Here is a 14,873-nt window from a genome sequence, read left to right as displayed (position 1 = left end):
ATTTGATCGCCGGACAGCCCGTTTTGGCGTTTCTGGTTTCGAAATTCGCAGTCATTAAGCGGATTGGTCTTGCGCTTGATCGGTGGACTGCAGCGGTCCAGCGCCTCGCCCTCGATCCGAACAGCGTTGGCGTCGGCCGCGGCAACCGACGGGGTGTTCGCAGGCGCCTCTTCCGAAAAAATCACCGCTTTCGCTGATTTCGGCCAGAGAAGCCCGCTCAGCGGTTTTTTGCTTCGGACGATCGACGCCTCATCCTGACCCTCGAAACGCGTTCCACGGCCTTCTGTGTGGCTCGATTTTTCCGCCTTCTTTGTCCCTCTTGCGGCTACGACCCGGCTGCGGGCCGTACATTTCTGGATAGCGCTGCATCGATCAGCCGTGCGCGAGCCCTATCGCGTTTGCGCCGCGGTAGGCGTTGTGCGTCGATCCAGCCTGGGTCCGCCAGGATCTGGTTGGCCAGACGCTCATATTCGGCCGAACTGCGCGGCAACGGGTCCGTGACGATTGGGCGGGGCGGCGGAAGCACGGAGCGTATCCGCCGCGATGCCGCGCGGCGCGTCAGACGACCGGCGATCTCCGAGATCGTACGGACCTCATCCGGATCGGCGCCAAACACATCGTTCAGAGCAAGCAGCGTGACGAAGCGCCAGCCCACCGGCAACTGGCCGAGCGGCGCCTTGGCGCCGACGACATGCCGAACCTCGTAAGGGCAACGCCAACCGGATTCGTTCAACCAGAGCGCCAAGGTCGGGCGCGCTGCCGTCGGACGATCGAGTGGCGCCCAGAGCGTCGCAAGCGCCCGCGCGAGCTGTTCACGCGCGCGGCTTTCGCCGTCGGCGCTTTGTGCGACCTGTCTCTGGATCGATAGCGCTGTTTCGATCAAAGCGACATGCCGCGGCGCCGAGTCCTCCCCTCCCCTATCGACAAGAGGCGCTTCACACCAGCGGCAGACCGCGCATGCACGTCCTTCGCGCAGGCGGAACGTGACGGAAAGACGGTGACCACATCTGAGACAGCGATCGTAAAGGAGTTGGCCGTGCACGGGGCAAATGCAGTGCTCGGCGAGCGCCCAATCGGCCCGCAGCCTAGCGTCGCAACCGGCGGCATGATCGGCCGCTAAACAGGCCAGGCAGACCGGCGGGGCTCCGATCGTTGGTGACGGCGGCCAGTCCGGTCCGCTGCTCACGTACCATGAATTGGGACGTTGCGGATGCCGCCGGCTCAGGGATAATCGGTGCAGCCGCTCCGGATCGACACCGCAGTTCCGGGCCCATTGTCGAACCTGTTCAGGGGTCGGCAGCCGGTCGTCGATGGATTGAATTGGCGAAAGGCTTTCGCCATCGTCGGCCAACCAGCCAACGAGTGCTTGATGAGTAAGACCGTAGCGGCAGGCTACCCGTGCGAGCCACGACGATAGCAGTTCGTCGCGATAGGGTCGCGGCGCCACAGGCAGATGCCGGGCCATCATGCGCCCACCTGTTGAGGCCTGCGAGGCGCACGTCGTCCGGCGGATTGGGTCATCGAAACGAGCGGCAGAACCAGGTCATCACCAAAGCTCATCAGGTCGAGCCGCTCCTTCCCCGATCGGACCGCTTCCTCGGCCGCCGTTTCGATCAGCCGGAAAATCCGTGCGGTGACGCCGCTGGTGAGCATATGGATTCGCTCGCGCACCGCGTCGCTTTCGAGATCGGAAGGCGCGCGCAACGGCAGGATCTGGGTCAGGCTCTTCAACAGAGCCGCAAACACATGATCGTTTTTCCATGGCTTGAGATGCAGCGCTTCGAAGCGCTCGGCAAGCTGTGCGTCGGTCAGCAGCGCCTGCCGCGCCAGGTCGGTCCCGGCACAGACAAGCGGCACTTTTAAGTCGTTGGCGAGAAACCGCAGTGCATTCAGAAAAATCCGCTGCTGCCGATAGGTGCCGGCCAGCATGCCGTTGACCTCGTCAAGCACAATGATCCTAGCGCCGACGGTGCGCAGCAACGAGCGGCAAATGTCTTTCTCGCGGGCAAGGGTGCCGCCGGCGAGCGCGGGAGCCCCGAGGCTTGCCAGCAATTCCCGATAAAGATCGCGCTCGACCGGCTCCGAGGGCACCTGCGCCACAACAACCGGCCTGTTGGTTACGCCGGTTGCCTGGCAGAACGTGGCCGGATGCGAGCGCTCGAATTTGCGGACGATCTTGGTCTTGCCCATGCCGGTGTCGCCATAGATCAGAAGGCAAGGCATGCGGTCACGCGGCGGATAGGCAAGCAACGCATTCAGACGCGCAATTGCTGCTCCAGCCTGATCGAAACCGATCCAGCGGTCGGCCTTGATCCAGGCAACGCGTTCATCGTCGGGGAGCGCGGCGTAACGGCGGTAGTGGTCGTCAAGATGATCGTAGGTCCCCTGCCCGCTCACGACCATTCCTCGACGGGAAAGATCGGCACCCTGCTCCAATCGATCGGCGGCTCGTCGTGAGCTTGTAGCGGTTCAGCAGGAGCGGCCGATTGGTTTGGCTTGACGGCGCCAAGCGCCCGATCGCGTTTCTCCGCCAGTTGACGGGCTGCTTTGGTGTGCCGGGTCGCCTCATTGACCAAGGCCCGTTGCGCCTCGATCGTCTCGAAAATCAGCTGCTCGTCGACAAGCGCCAGGCCGCGCTCACGCAAAGCTGCCTGGGCGCGGCGGTGCTCGCCCAGCGTGATCGGTGGACGCCTTAGGTCTGCAAAGCGGATCGGCCATTGCGCGCCGTCGGGCCCCCGCACGAAAATCGTCGAGAGGTCGCGCGGATCGTAGGAAGCACGCAGCGGCCGATCGAGCCGGCCGGCCCAGATGCTCAGCACGTCATCCCAGTAGCGCAGACCGAATAGGTGAATGCCGTCCCGTCGCACCAGCCGGTCGACGCTCGGCAGGAAATCGATCATGAAGCCGGCGAGATCGTGGGGCTGCCGGACAGGCCGGACGCGCCGCGCGACGGCTTCACGCCACGCTGCAAGCGGCGGGATCCCCAAGGCACTATGCCGATCGGCGTGGTAGCGCGTGATCTCAAGCGCCATCCACCGCTCCAGTTCGTCCAGTGTCATCGCCGCGTTGGCGGCTGAATCGTAGTCACCCCGCTCGTCGATGTCGCTGAAGGTCGTACCGGGCAGGAGATGGACGGCGCCCATCATGGTGCCGATCAGCCGTTCGATATGGCCGCCATAGTGCGGTGTGGCGACCGGACGGTGGATGAGGTCTACGCCATACTCCTGGGCGCCGCGCTTCAGGGCGCGGGAGCGGAATTCCTTGGCATTGTCGAGATGGATCGCATCGGGAAACCCGGAGACCGGCCACTCGGCGCCGATGTCCAGCCCGGCAAGCCATGCCTCTTTTGGGAGCACGCAATGCTGGACCGCGAGCGCCACCGAAACCGTCGACGGCGGCTCCAGCGTCAGGTAGAAACCCGCGATCATGCGGCTTGCAATATCGATGGCGAGCGTCAACCATGGCCTCTGCAGCGGCTTTCTGTATTGGCGATCGACCACGATAATATCAGCCAACGTGTGGTCGATCTGGACAATGTCGAAGGCGTACGCGGCCTCGTATTGCCCGGGAACCGGCTGGAAGCGGTCGCGTGCTGCTTTCGGGCCATTCCTCGCCGCAATGAGTGCGGCGGGCTCCAGGCCAGCGATCCGGGCCTTCACCGTATGCCAGGACGGCACCCGCACGCCACGCAAGCGGCAAAGCCTACGGATTTCCTTGTGTAGCTGATTGATGCTCGGCTTCTGACGCGTCTTATAGAAATCCCGCAACGCTTCGCCGATGACGGCTTCGGTCTCGTCCGGCAGCCGCCGGCTCCCACGTCTCGTCCCCGCCGGCTGCGGTAGCAGCGAACTTGTGAGCGGATGCTCACGATACGCCCTGATCAACTCATAAAGACGGGTCCGCCTAAGACCGAGCTCGCGGCAGGCGCGAAGAAAGTCAGAGCGGCTGGGTCGCTGAAGCAACACCAGCCTCCGGATGACAGCCTCTCTTGCGACCGCCTCGCTCCAGACAGCGTCATCGACAGCATTCCTGTCAGGCTCATGAACCACAGCTGCCTCGCTGCAAAGTTCGTCCGCCTGAACACTACAAAAAGTCCGCTGATTCGGCTAGAATCCGCCCAATCACTCCGAACGTGACTTGGAGTATATCAATCAGTTACCGTCCGTTGACGAACCTCGAAGGACATGGTAGAAAGTCAACAAAAGGTAGATTTTTGGAGATTCTCGTGTCCCTGAACATCAAAAACCCGGCCACCGTTGCGCTCGTCGACGAACTGGCGCGGCGCCAGGGGATCAGCAAAACGGCCGCCATTCATCAGGCGCTCAGCGAACAGCTCCGCCGCATGGGACACGGCGGCGGCGCTCAGGAGCGATTGCTGCATGAGCTTCAAGCGATCCGTCAAAGAGTAGCACATCTTCCGGAATTGGACAGCCGCAGCGACGAGGATATCGTCGGCTATGACGAAGATGGTATCCCCAACTGATGGTCATCGACACTTCCGCCATCGTCGCCATGCTGCGCAATGAACCGGAGATGGAGCGACTGGAAAAGGCCCTGGTTGCCGATCCGATCCGCCTCGTCCCCGCCACCTGCGTGCTGGAAGCGCGTATGGTGCTGGTCAGCCGCCGCGGCGAGCATGCGCTGGCCGAAATCGATCTGTGGCTTTCGAAAATCAAGGCCGAGATCATTCCGGTCGATGCCGATCTGGTGGATCTGGCCACCCAGGCTTGGCTGACCTACGGCAAGGGTCGCCATCCGGCCGGCTTGAATTTTGCCGACTGTTTTTCCTATGCCTTGGCCAAACGCGCCGACGAAGCGCTGCTGTTTATCGGCCAGGATTTTGCCCAGACCGATATCGAGGCGGCGTGATGAGCGAAGGCGAAACCGTTCTTAGTGGCGAGCTGCCCGACATTGCTCCCTCCCCTGCTCCGCCGGCGCACCTGCGAGATCTGACCGCGCGCGCCCGCACCTATGTCGAGGCCGCCAGCTCGGCCAACACGCGCCGAGCCTATGCCGCCGACTGGAAGCATTTTTCTGCCTGGTGCCGGCGGCAAAACCTTGCCCCTTTCCCTCCGGATCCGCAGGTCGTCGGATTGTACATCACCGCCTGTGCATCTGGCACGGCTACTCGCGGCGGAAAGCCGAACAGCGTCTCGACGATCGAGCGCCGCCTGTCCTCGTTGTGCTGGAATTACGCCCAGCGTGGCGGCCAAAAACTCGATCGCAAGGATCGCCATATCGCCACAGTGCTCGCCGGCATTCGCAACACCCACGCCGCCCCTCCCCGGCAGAAAGAGTCGATCCTTCCCGAACACCTGATCGCCATGCTCGAAACGCTCGACCGAGGCAGCCTGCGTGGCCTGCGGGACCGGGCGATGCTACTCATCGGCTTTGCCGGCGGGCTGCGCCGGTCCGAGATCGTCGGACTGGATTGCGGCCGCGACCAGACCGAGGACGGCCGTGGCTGGATCGAGATCCTCGATAAGGGCCTGCTCGTCACCCTGCGCGGAAAAACCGGCTGGCGCGAAGTCGAGATCGGCCGCGGCTCGTCTGATGTGACCTGCCCGGTCGTCGCCTTACAGACCTGGATCAAGTTCGCCCGGATTGCCAACGGCCCCCTCTTCCGCCGCGTCCGCGGCCAGGGCAAGGATGTTGGACCGGACCGATTGAACGACCGCGAAATCGCACGTCTCGTTAAGAAGGTGGCGCTCGCAGCCGGCGTCAGAGGCGATCTTAGCGAGAGTGAGCGCGCGACAAAATTCTCGGGCCATTCGCTGCGCGCCGGTCTTGCCTCCTCGGCCGAGGTGGACGAACGCTATGTCCAGAAACAGCTTGGCCATGCCAGTGCGGAAATGACCCGCAAATATCAGCGCCGGCGTGACCGTTTTCGGGTCAATCTCACCAAAGCATCGGGCCTTTGAGCGCCCCCTCCCCTTCCGGGCATGAAACCGTTAGGTAAAAACTGCGCGTCAGATTTTTACCTTAGGACTTCAGTTGAAATCGGTAAGTAAAAGCCACAACCATCGAGGCCATCTATGCCGATGTTCAGCGGGCAGCGAGGTGAATGCACCGCCATCTTTTAACGGTCGAGCAAAAGTCGCTCCAGCTTGCTGTTTGGACTCCCGCAAAGAAAATCTTTGAACAACGCAGCGGCAATCCGGGGAGGCAAACCAACTCTCTCATCGATCAGCACCACCGAGAGCCTTTTTATCTCGATGGTCACCGTGCGCCCACTATCGCAGCGGCGATACTTCCACGAATCGAGTAAATTGAACCCATTCTGTATCGCCCAATCAGCAATAATCTGCGCCGTCATGACGTATCCCATTGCGGAGACGACGACGGCCACTGCGCGCTCAAATCTTTCCGCTCATCAGTGAATAGCTTGAGTGAATGAATGAGATCCAGCGCGAAATTGGTCGCGCCGCGCATTGCCCCAGGGCTGTTGCAGGTTAGACTCACACCAAAGGTCAATGCTCGGGAAGCGGGAAGCTGCGACAAGCGGAAGTTGATTAAGGGGGTCCCGGAGCGAATGAGAGGCCGGACATTTGGTAGCCGACGCGCATTAAAGGAACACGGATATACGGCAGCGTACAGGGGAATTCCCTTAGCTTAACGAAGAACGCGGTGGGATTCGCCGAATTTGGAACCCGGTTTTATTTTGATCAAAACCTGCGTCACGATAAAATTGATGGACGGCGGCCCGGTTTGAGCCGGTGAGCAACATCACCTTGTAACAATGTGCGCGCCATGCCGCCTCGACAGCTTCCTTAAGAACCGCCTTCCCGTAGCCCATATCGCGATAGGCAGTATTGGTCACGACATTTTCAATCAAGGCATAGGAAGCGCCGCCCCCCGTGAGATTTGGGACAACCACGAGCGTGCAGCTCGTAACAATCTCATTCCCCAAACATCCGACGAAAATGTCGCTTCCCGTATACCGCTTAAGCGCTTCCCAATTGTCGCGTGCGTCTTCGATTGTTGTTTCTGTATCGTCAGGATCAAGGTGGCGATAAAGTTCCAGCAGTTGCGGGATATCTCCGTGGTCGGCAGTTCGGATTTTCATAAGAATTCCTTGCAATGTATGGCAGAGCCCCCAACATGGATGCTGAGCTTAAACAAATGAAATGCGGTAGATTGGCGGGCCAGCAAAATATCCTATACCATCGCAGCATTGCCACTTCCCTCCCCTTCACCGTGAGGAGACAAGCGATGACGAATGAAGTCAGGGAAACGAACGCTGTGCCCGCTCGCAGGGCGCGGCGTGGATCAATTCTACAGAGCAGCTCATCTCATGAGCAAGGTCTCCAATTACACGCTGTTTACAACGCTGATGAACGAGTGGCTCGGCGAAGCAGAGAATCTTCATGCCCTGCAAGAACTTCAAACGAGGACCACGACAGATTTTATGCTTCAATATTGACCAACTCTTTGTGATCGCAGAGCGCGATGCTGATTGACAGATAGTCCCCCTTGCGGCGACATCAGTTCGTCGGTTGAAAGTGTGCCGCCCGTTGCCCGATGTTTAAGACGAAGGCCAAGCACGTGGTCCTCGATCAGGCACCACTCGCTGACGCAGAATACAGAGGTCATCATGAGTAGGTTCCAGATGGAGGCCGGTAAGGGAAGCTTCCAATTCTCCGATCCTGCGACAGGCACCCGACAGCACATGCGGGTATTCTATTTTCGGCCGACATCGGGCGTCAAAGCCGCCCGCATCGTCGTCGCCATGCATGGGTTGGATCGCGCAGCATCGGATTTCCGGGATGTTTTGGTCAAAAGGGCGGATGAATACGGAATGATTATCTTGGTGCCGGAATTCGACGTCGAAGCATTCCCCGACGTCTATGCCTACAACTACGGAAACGTCAGGTCAGGCCCGGGCGCAGCCGTCGCGCCGCGAGACCACTGGTCCTTTGGAATCGTCGATCGATTATTCCGTCATGTTCGTGATGGCGTTGGGTCCGAACGCACCGGGTTCGGAATGTTTGGCAATTCCGCTGGCTCGCAATTCGTCCTGAGATATCTGGCCTTGACCAACGCATCGGCCGTCGATCGGGCGGTCGCATCCAACAGCGGCATTTACATGCTGCCGGATCTTGCCGTCGAATATCCGGGCGGCATGGGCGGGTTAGATCTCAATCGATCCTCCTTACAACGATACTTCGGCAAGAAACTAACGATATTGCTCGGAGAAGCAGATTCCGACAGCACCGCATCCGATCTGCCCCGCGACGAGAAAGCGTTGGCACAAGGACCACATCGCGTGGCGCGTGGTCTGTGGCATTTCGATCTCTGCAAGCAGATCGCGGATCGACTCGGTGACCCTCTTGCCTGGACGCTGCGGATTGTCCCAGGCGCGGGGCACGTGGATCAGCGCATCTTCGACACTGCTCTCGATGTCCTCGCTGGATGATCAATCGGCTCCGATTTCATACCCGTTCAGGCCGCCCACGCCGCGTCCCCTCACCGTGCAGTCGGTCAACCGGATCCTGAAAGCCCGAGCGCGAAGGGCCGGGCTCGACACCGCCGCCTTTTCGGCCCACGGGCCGCTGTTGGGGTTCATGCCGAAATCGGCCGATCCCGGCATCGCGCTCCTGGACGGTGGTAGCCGTTGACCGCTGGTTCACGCCCAACCGGGGTCGGAACAAGATTTGCAGAAAATCTTACGCGGCCTTTATCAACCAAAGACAGCCACAGCCGATTTGATGGTGATGCCTCCGCTATGACTACGGCGCATTTGGCGGCCGGTAGCAGCACGGAAGACCTGCTGCAATTGCAGTGCGGGAGGTACCCGTGACCAGAGGGTTTTCGTGCTTTCCTTGCCGCTTCGGCTTTTCCGCACTGCTTGGCCGGTAACAACGCGCTGGGACCAGCGGAAACCGATTTCATGGAAATACAGGTCGGCAAGTTCCGGGCTGATGTGATGAAAGACGCCTGCAATGGTTCGCCGGACCCGTGCATTGAACCCTTCAGCTGAATTGACGTGGACGGCATCCCGGACATATTCGCGGCTGGAGTGGTTGACCGTCTCGTGTACGGCAAAGCTTTCGCCTATGGCCACGAATGCCTTTGCCTCGTCGCTCATCAAATGAGCTCGAAGTTCAACTTGTGTTGCAACTGCTCGTACAGCAGCACGCAATGAAAGGCCGGTAACGACAGCGGCACGGGCATCGCCCACACTGGAACCTGGGGTGAGGTCTGCCGGTCGCTGCACAATCGCCATGACCGGCGTCTTTTCGGTCTTCACCTGCCCCTTCCGGCCTCTTCCAGGTGGCGGATCATCGGGATGCTTTCTGGGTCTGCCGCCGAGATAGAAATGGTCGACTTCCACTGTGCCGTCGAGCATGTGCTCGCGCGCCACCATGAGACGCAGCGCATGACCGATCCGCCAGGCGGTCGGTTGGCTAACGCCAAGGGTCTCGGCGAGACGGACCGAGGATAGGCCTTTATCCGACTGCAGCAACAGCCACATCGCCTTGAGCCAGGTGCGCAACGGCAGCTTCGTGGCGTGCAAGGGCGTATGTGTTGTCACGGTGAATTGGAAGCGGCAATCACCGTTGGAGCATTGGTAGAGGCCTGGCCGCGCGCGACGCTTGCCCATGTCGCGGCCAGCTATCGCGGTCGAACGCCTGTAACCACAGGCAGGGCAAATTCTGCCATCTCGCCATACCATGCCTTCCAACAAGCGACGGCATTGTTCCTCACCTTGGAACGCAGCGACCATATCGTCCACTGTTCGAATATTGGAAAGTGTCGCAAACATCGTTTCGGACATCATGATCTCCATCGGCACTGATCGAAGAATCTCATGGAAGACGCTCACCTACAAGGACTTCACTGTCTTTGGTTGATAAAGGCCGCGTACGATTTTCTGCAAATCTTGTTCCGACCCCAACCTCTACGGTCGAACAGCCGTGACTTCGACCTCAATCAGCGCGTCCGGACGAGCCAATGCTGCAACGACGATGACGGTTACCGCCGCGGGCGTGTCCGAGGCCCAGCGCGCGCGACGAGCTTGGCCGAGCGCCGGGAGATCAGTTGCTCGGGTGAGGAAGAACGTTGTCTTCGCTACGTCTTTGAGCTCCATGCCTGCGGCGGAAAGCAGTGCTTCCACATTGTCCATAGCCTGACCAAGTTGCTCCGGAAAATCGCTGTGCATCTTGCCGTCCGGAGCTACCCCGAATTGCCCCGACACAAAGAGCGTGCGCCCAGCAGGGGTTTCGAGAGCGTGGGTGTAAATGGTGCGGAACTGCTCAGGCACGGTCCAGACAGTCGGAGGGTTCAAAATCTTCATGGTTGTTCGCCTTGGTTGCCCCCGTGCCCAGGTGATCGATCTCCACTGCCGGCAGGTGGCCGGTGAACGTCTGCCAATCCCCCCGCAAATGCAAGAGGATGTCGCACTCCCATTTTGTTCAACGGCTCGGGTGCTGCTTTTCGTTTACACTGTCTAAGGATGCGATATTGAACGCCAAAGGCGGATTGGCTTGATCTGTCAACGGCTGACCGCTAGTTTGCCGCCGCGATCAAATTGCAAAGATACGAGGATTGTTATGCCGACTGGCAAGGTAAAGTTCTTCAACGCCGACAAGGGCTTTGGTTTCATCACACCCGAATCCGGAGGAACGGACGTTTTCGTGCATGTCTCCGCCCTGCAATATGGCGATGTGCTCAGAGAGGGACAGTCCGTTTCCTATGATCTCGGTCAGGATCGAAAGACCGGCAAGTCAAAGGCGGAAAACGTCAGACCACTCTGACCGCGTTGGATCTGAAATGACGGCAAGGCGCTTAAGAGCGCCTTCACCGCCCGGGATTTCGTTGCGAGATCTCGGCCTGTTGCCCAAACCATCGATGAGTCCAAATAGGCGTGTGCTGCGCAGCGCCCAACTTGAAGCGCTTCTTGATCCGGTCGACGGGATGCCCCATCCAGGAACGGAACGTCGATGAGCCTGTCATAATCCTCAAAACCCATCTTCGTGTAATAGGCAAGAACGCTAACATTGTCGGCACGTGGTCGCATTGATGAATTCGAAACCGAGTTCTTCGGCTGCTTTCCGCGTTGCAGGAAAAGGGCGCCGGGTATCTTTGGATGCATACGTGCGAATGTCGCGATGTCTCGATTGCGGTTGTCTCGCCAGTGCGGATGATTTCGTTCAGAATGCTACACAGCTCCTCCGCATCTGCGGTTACAGCCATTCGAGTATGCATTTTTCAGCGACTCCATCTCAACCTGACAGCAGTATGACCCTTTTGTTGATCACGATGCCCTCCGGCCAGGCGAAGCATTCGTTCGCATCAAAGCCATCAACATCGGTCCAATCGAAAACTCGCCGCGTTCTGCTTTGCGGGTGAGGTCACGCAAATAACCGCCCGCGTTGTTGATGTGCCCAGCCCTTTCGAGGATGCAGGCCATCACTGCCGCGGCGTTCTCGGCGCCCAATGCCTCGCAGGCATTCTGGTAGGCACTCGGACTGACGGCCAGCATCGATCGCACGACCACCGCAGCCGACATCAGATCGCGCCAACTACCGATCGCACCGCCCGACCCGTAGTTCGAAATCTCAGGGCAGGCCTGCAGCACCATTCCAAGCGGAAAAACCTTTATCGGCTCTCGCATCCGCCCGATATCTGGGTTCGATTTCGCCCTCGGCTCTTTTTCAGAGCGTGGTTCAAGTTCATTGCTGGATTCGGGATTTGAATTCTGTAAGTGACGTCCATTTTGGACATCATTGCTATCTGTTTTTTGGGAATCTTCCTGAATTGCCAGAAGGTTGATGATCTCCTCACGCAACATCTGCATTTCGTCGAGGACGGATTCGATATCTTTAATGGTTGGCGAGCGCGGAAGCTGCGCGGCGAGTTGCGCATAGTGACCTTCCAGTTTCCCCCAATCGCCAGGGGCACCCTCTTCCATCGCAGCCGTGATTAGCTTACGGACGTCGCGACGGCAGATCGTCAGGGCTTCCTTGGTGCGACGGAAGTGCCGTCGCTCGGCAACCACCTGCTGGGCGAGTTGCGCAAGCTCTTCAGCACGAGCAAGCAGCGGCGCCAGACTGAAGCCGAACGCATCTTCGATCTGACCGCCATTGTCCTTTCGCGCGTAGCGTTTGCCGTTAGCACTGTCTTTGCGCTGGATCAGGCCAGCATCGACGAGTGCGGCAAGATGGCGCCGCAATGTCGTGCCAGCAATACCATGCGCTCGAACCGAAAGCTGCTGATTTGACGGGAACACCACCAGGCCGCGCTCTTCCGAAAGCTCATTGTCCGGATAGAAGGTCAAGAGCGCATCAAGAATGGCAAGGGCGCGGTCCTGAATGCCGAGCACTGTTCTCGCCTCCGAGGCATCGCGAAAAATCTTCCATTTGTCGGCCGTCTTACCCGGCCGCATCTCAGCCGTTTTCATTTGCCCTTTTACCTGGGCAAGCGACATCGACCGCCGCCCGAAGGGCGTCGTCACATTTCCAGTCTGCATTTCCTTCACCTTTCAGAAGGCAAAAGAAATCTGCTCACCAAAACGGTGCCAAAGACTCTTGACTGTGATTCGTGGAAATGCGATTCTCGATCTTGCTTAAGGAATTGAGAGAGGCTTCCACGACGGAAACGTTTGGGGGCCTTTTTCTTTTGCGGTCTCTCCTTTTGACCTAACCCATTGCTTGATCCCACGCCCTATAGCGCTGAATCGGTTGATTGCTGGTACTCGCGCACCAGCTCCGGCATCCGATCCGCCAGCCATCGCGCAAACGCAGTCTCTTTCTTGGGAATAATGACGGTCGTCCCGGCCGATGTCGATTTCATGCGACCGAAAACCCTTTCTCCAAGAGCGAAGTCTCTGGCTTCATCGTCACCCTCCTCGGCGGATCTTCTGCTTGCGGCTTTCGTCGCCTGCCTCATCCGCTCGGGGCCATCCGCCTTCTTGAAATCAGGCGTATCAATGATCCGTCGTACAGCCTCGAGTTTTTCCGAATCTTTCAACAGGTCCGCGAAAGCAGTCCATTTCGGACGGCCGACGCCTTTTGCACGACCAACAGCGTAGATAATGTCTTGGGGAACGACATCAGTGACCCGAAATAAATGCGATACCGCCGCCTCTGATAAGCCGAGAATAGGGCATATTGCTCGATGAGACAGGCCGGCGCTCTTCAATTGCACGGCCCACATCGCCTGCTCGATCCAGGTGAGATTTTCCCTTACGCCATTTTCCAGCGACTGTTCTTCTATCAGCTGGCGATCTGTCAAATCGCGGACGTAGGCCTTGATCTTGATCGTCTCAGGCCGTTCGGCCTCCGCCATGATTGCCTTAACGGCCGCCCAGCGGCGATATCCGTAGGCAAGCTGAAAATGATCGCTCTTGGTGGGGTGTGGTCGGACGAGAACGGGTATCTTCTGGCCTTCCGCTGCAATGGAAACTTTCAGCCCTTCAAGCTCTTTCTCGGCCTCGTCATCATTGTCGAAGCGATCCTTAAAAGGGGAACGTTCCACCTTGTCGGGATCAAGCGAAATGATGGTATCTTCAGTCAATTGCGTAAGCACTCTTCCGACATTCGAAATGACCGGAGAAGAATGACGCCGGGAGGGCAATCCTGTGGTTAAAATATCACTCACCTGACCGGTATCACGATTTTCGGCATCGGCAGCCATCCTTTGAAGTATGCTCTTTTTCATGCGCTACGCCCCCATACCGTGTGTACCAGGCTAAGGATTTCGAAGTTCACCCGATCGGCGCTTTCGATAGCGCGCTTAAGCGCTTCCCGGCCCACCTCGCCGGCCTCGAGTTCGTAAAGGGTCTTTTTTGCAACGGCCGCCCCAGCAATGGCGGTCGATTCCAACGCTTCCGACACCAGTACGTCACCACCAAAAAGGCGGCGCATGACGCCGGACATGTATTTCTGTGGTCCGTCATTCGGGTTCACCCGGGTCAGTAGGAAGCGGAAGAAATCGTGCTCGAACCGAGCGCCGAACTGTCCCAGCACGTCTGAAAGATCTGAGATCATGATGAGGAACTGATTGCACGACGCAACATCCAGCATGGCGGGATGCACCGTTACAATCAAGGACGTAGCTGCGTAGAGTGCCGCCAGCGTCGAATAGCCGAGCGACGGCGGCGTATCGAGGATAACAATGTCGTAGCGATCCTCCACGCGCGCCAGCGCATTGCTCAGCCGCTCGAAGAAAAGGCCAAGGTCGTCGCGATTCTTTTGAGTAAGGTATGAAGGTGTATCAAACTCAAAATCCATGAGTTCGAGGTTTCCCGGCACCAAGTCGACTCCCGGGAAATAGGTCGGACGAATGACGTCCGCTAAGGATCGCCGCTCGTTGTCATAACGAATTGCCGCGTAGGCCGTTTCGTTTTCGCCGAGATCGAATTCCGGCTGTATGCCGAAAAGTGAGGTCATGGACGCCTGTGGGTCCAGGTCGAGGCACAGAACCCGATAGCCCTGTAGACCGAGGAAATGGGCAAGATGAATCGACGTTGTCGTCTTGGAACTGCCACCCTTGAAATTGGCGGTGGCGATCACCTGCAGTTTTTCACCTTTTCGACGGTAAGGTAGAAGATCTTCGGCATCGTCTGGACGAAGCGCAGCTAGAAATGAACGGAGCTCCTTCACCTGCTCAACCGTATATGTGCGGCGATTGTTTTCGGCGCGCTCCGGTAAAGGCCCCTTTCCCTCAATCGTCAATTGGCGAAGAGTGCTTTCGGGTACCTTTAGCAACCGCACGAGATCAAGCGTCGAGAATGTCCTTGCGAATGTCTTCCTTGCCGCTGGCGGATAGACGGCCTCCCGCATATCCTGAAGCTCCGCCGAAAGCTTCGAGGTATACAGTTCGATCTTCGATGCGGTATCTCTGACGTTCTGAGAAGCCAGGTTAAGCAT

General features: G+C 58.7%; 15 protein-coding genes and 1 pseudogene. 5 read left to right on the top strand and 11 right to left on the bottom strand.

Going from position 1 to position 14,873, the window contains the following annotated elements; translation table 11 throughout:
• Positions 1–325: 325 nt before the first annotated feature.
• From QA648_RS35540 to QA648_RS35530, 3 genes are read right to left on the bottom strand one after another with little or no spacing between them, the layout of a single operon-like run.
• Complete coding sequence (locus QA648_RS35540; RefSeq protein ID WP_283055017.1) at positions 326–1,468, bottom strand: TniQ family protein; 1,143 nt, start codon at positions 1,466–1,468, stop codon at positions 326–328.
• The gene (locus QA648_RS35535) at positions 1,465–2,403 is read right to left on the bottom strand and encodes a TniB family NTP-binding protein (protein ID WP_283055016.1); all 939 of its coding nucleotides are present in this window, start codon (positions 2,401–2,403) and stop codon (positions 1,465–1,467) included. The genes QA648_RS35540 and QA648_RS35535 overlap by 4 nt, the downstream gene beginning before the upstream one ends.
• Positions 2,394–3,965: a Mu transposase C-terminal domain-containing protein gene (locus tag QA648_RS35530; protein WP_283055072.1), complete on the bottom strand. Its 1,572-nt coding sequence runs from the start codon at positions 3,963–3,965 to the stop codon at positions 2,394–2,396. Before QA648_RS35530 ends, QA648_RS35535 begins: the two co-directional genes overlap by 10 nt.
• Before the next feature lie 260 nt (positions 3,966–4,225).
• On the opposite strand from QA648_RS35530, the gene QA648_RS35525 reads away from it, so the two are divergent.
• Genes QA648_RS35525 through QA648_RS35515 form a run of 3 tightly spaced genes read left to right on the top strand, consistent with a single transcriptional unit; the run spans position 4,226 to position 5,921 of the window.
• Positions 4,226–4,483 (top strand): type II toxin-antitoxin system VapB family antitoxin, encoded by a 258-nt coding sequence (locus QA648_RS35525; RefSeq protein ID WP_283055015.1) that lies wholly within the window; start codon positions 4,226–4,228, stop codon positions 4,481–4,483.
• Complete coding sequence (locus QA648_RS35520) at positions 4,483–4,869, top strand: type II toxin-antitoxin system VapC family toxin (RefSeq protein WP_283055014.1); 387 nt, start codon at positions 4,483–4,485, stop codon at positions 4,867–4,869. Before QA648_RS35525 ends, QA648_RS35520 begins: the two co-directional genes overlap by 1 nt.
• Positions 4,869–5,921, top strand: a complete 1,053-nt coding sequence (locus tag QA648_RS35515; protein WP_283055013.1) for a site-specific integrase — start codon at positions 4,869–4,871, stop codon at positions 5,919–5,921. Before QA648_RS35520 ends, QA648_RS35515 begins: the two co-directional genes overlap by 1 nt.
• A 158-nt stretch (positions 5,922–6,079) precedes the next feature.
• Here the strand turns inward: QA648_RS35515 and QA648_RS35510 are convergent, their stop codons facing one another.
• Both QA648_RS35510 and QA648_RS35505 read right to left on the bottom strand, forming a co-directional pair.
• Positions 6,080–6,316, bottom strand: a complete 237-nt coding sequence (locus QA648_RS35510) for a hypothetical protein (protein WP_283055012.1) — start codon at positions 6,314–6,316, stop codon at positions 6,080–6,082.
• A 291-nt stretch (positions 6,317–6,607) separates the two neighbouring features.
• The gene (locus QA648_RS35505; protein ID WP_283055011.1) at positions 6,608–7,066 is read right to left on the bottom strand and encodes a GNAT family N-acetyltransferase; all 459 of its coding nucleotides are present in this window, start codon (positions 7,064–7,066) and stop codon (positions 6,608–6,610) included.
• Between the two features lie 528 nt (positions 7,067–7,594).
• On the opposite strand from QA648_RS35505, the gene QA648_RS35500 reads away from it, so the two are divergent.
• A complete protein-coding gene (locus QA648_RS35500) occupies positions 7,595–8,416 on the top strand; it encodes a hypothetical protein (RefSeq protein ID WP_283055010.1) in 822 nt (273 codons plus the stop codon).
• Between the two features lie 264 nt (positions 8,417–8,680).
• Here the strand turns inward: QA648_RS35500 and QA648_RS35495 are convergent, their stop codons facing one another.
• Together QA648_RS35495 and QA648_RS35490 are read right to left on the bottom strand one after the other, a co-directional pair.
• Positions 8,681–9,778 (bottom strand): IS1595 family transposase, encoded by a 1,098-nt coding sequence (locus QA648_RS35495; protein ID WP_283055071.1) that lies wholly within the window; start codon positions 9,776–9,778, stop codon positions 8,681–8,683.
• 123 nt (positions 9,779–9,901) lie between these two features.
• Complete coding sequence (locus QA648_RS35490) at positions 9,902–10,297, bottom strand: RidA family protein (protein ID WP_283055009.1); 396 nt, start codon at positions 10,295–10,297, stop codon at positions 9,902–9,904.
• Positions 10,298–10,553: 256 nt separating this feature from the next.
• On the opposite strand from QA648_RS35490, the gene QA648_RS35485 reads away from it, so the two are divergent.
• Complete coding sequence (locus tag QA648_RS35485; RefSeq protein WP_040678917.1) at positions 10,554–10,757, top strand: cold-shock protein; 204 nt, start codon at positions 10,554–10,556, stop codon at positions 10,755–10,757.
• Between the two features lie 43 nt (positions 10,758–10,800).
• Here the strand turns inward: QA648_RS35485 and QA648_RS35480 are convergent.
• From QA648_RS35480 to repA, 4 genes and pseudogenes are all read right to left on the bottom strand, one after another.
• Positions 10,801–11,208: pseudogene (locus tag QA648_RS35480) on the bottom strand (hypothetical protein).
• A 49-nt stretch (positions 11,209–11,257) separates the two neighbouring features.
• Positions 11,258–12,472, bottom strand: coding sequence for a plasmid replication protein RepC (gene repC, locus QA648_RS35475; RefSeq protein ID WP_283055008.1), 1,215 nt, complete (start codon positions 12,470–12,472; stop codon positions 11,258–11,260).
• Between the two features lie 194 nt (positions 12,473–12,666).
• The gene (gene repB / locus QA648_RS35470) at positions 12,667–13,662 is read right to left on the bottom strand and encodes a plasmid partitioning protein RepB (RefSeq protein ID WP_283055007.1); all 996 of its coding nucleotides are present in this window, start codon (positions 13,660–13,662) and stop codon (positions 12,667–12,669) included.
• The gene (gene repA, locus QA648_RS35465) at positions 13,659–14,873 is read right to left on the bottom strand and encodes a plasmid partitioning protein RepA (protein WP_283055006.1); all 1,215 of its coding nucleotides are present in this window, start codon (positions 14,871–14,873) and stop codon (positions 13,659–13,661) included. The genes repB and repA overlap by 4 nt, the downstream gene beginning before the upstream one ends.

It is taken from the genome of Rhizobium sp. CB3171 (assembly GCF_029714265.1).
Taxonomy (GTDB): domain Bacteria; phylum Pseudomonadota; class Alphaproteobacteria; order Rhizobiales; family Rhizobiaceae; genus Rhizobium.
The sequence above is the reverse complement of the archived record's forward strand: the minus strand, read 5'-3'. Positions and strand labels throughout refer to the sequence as shown.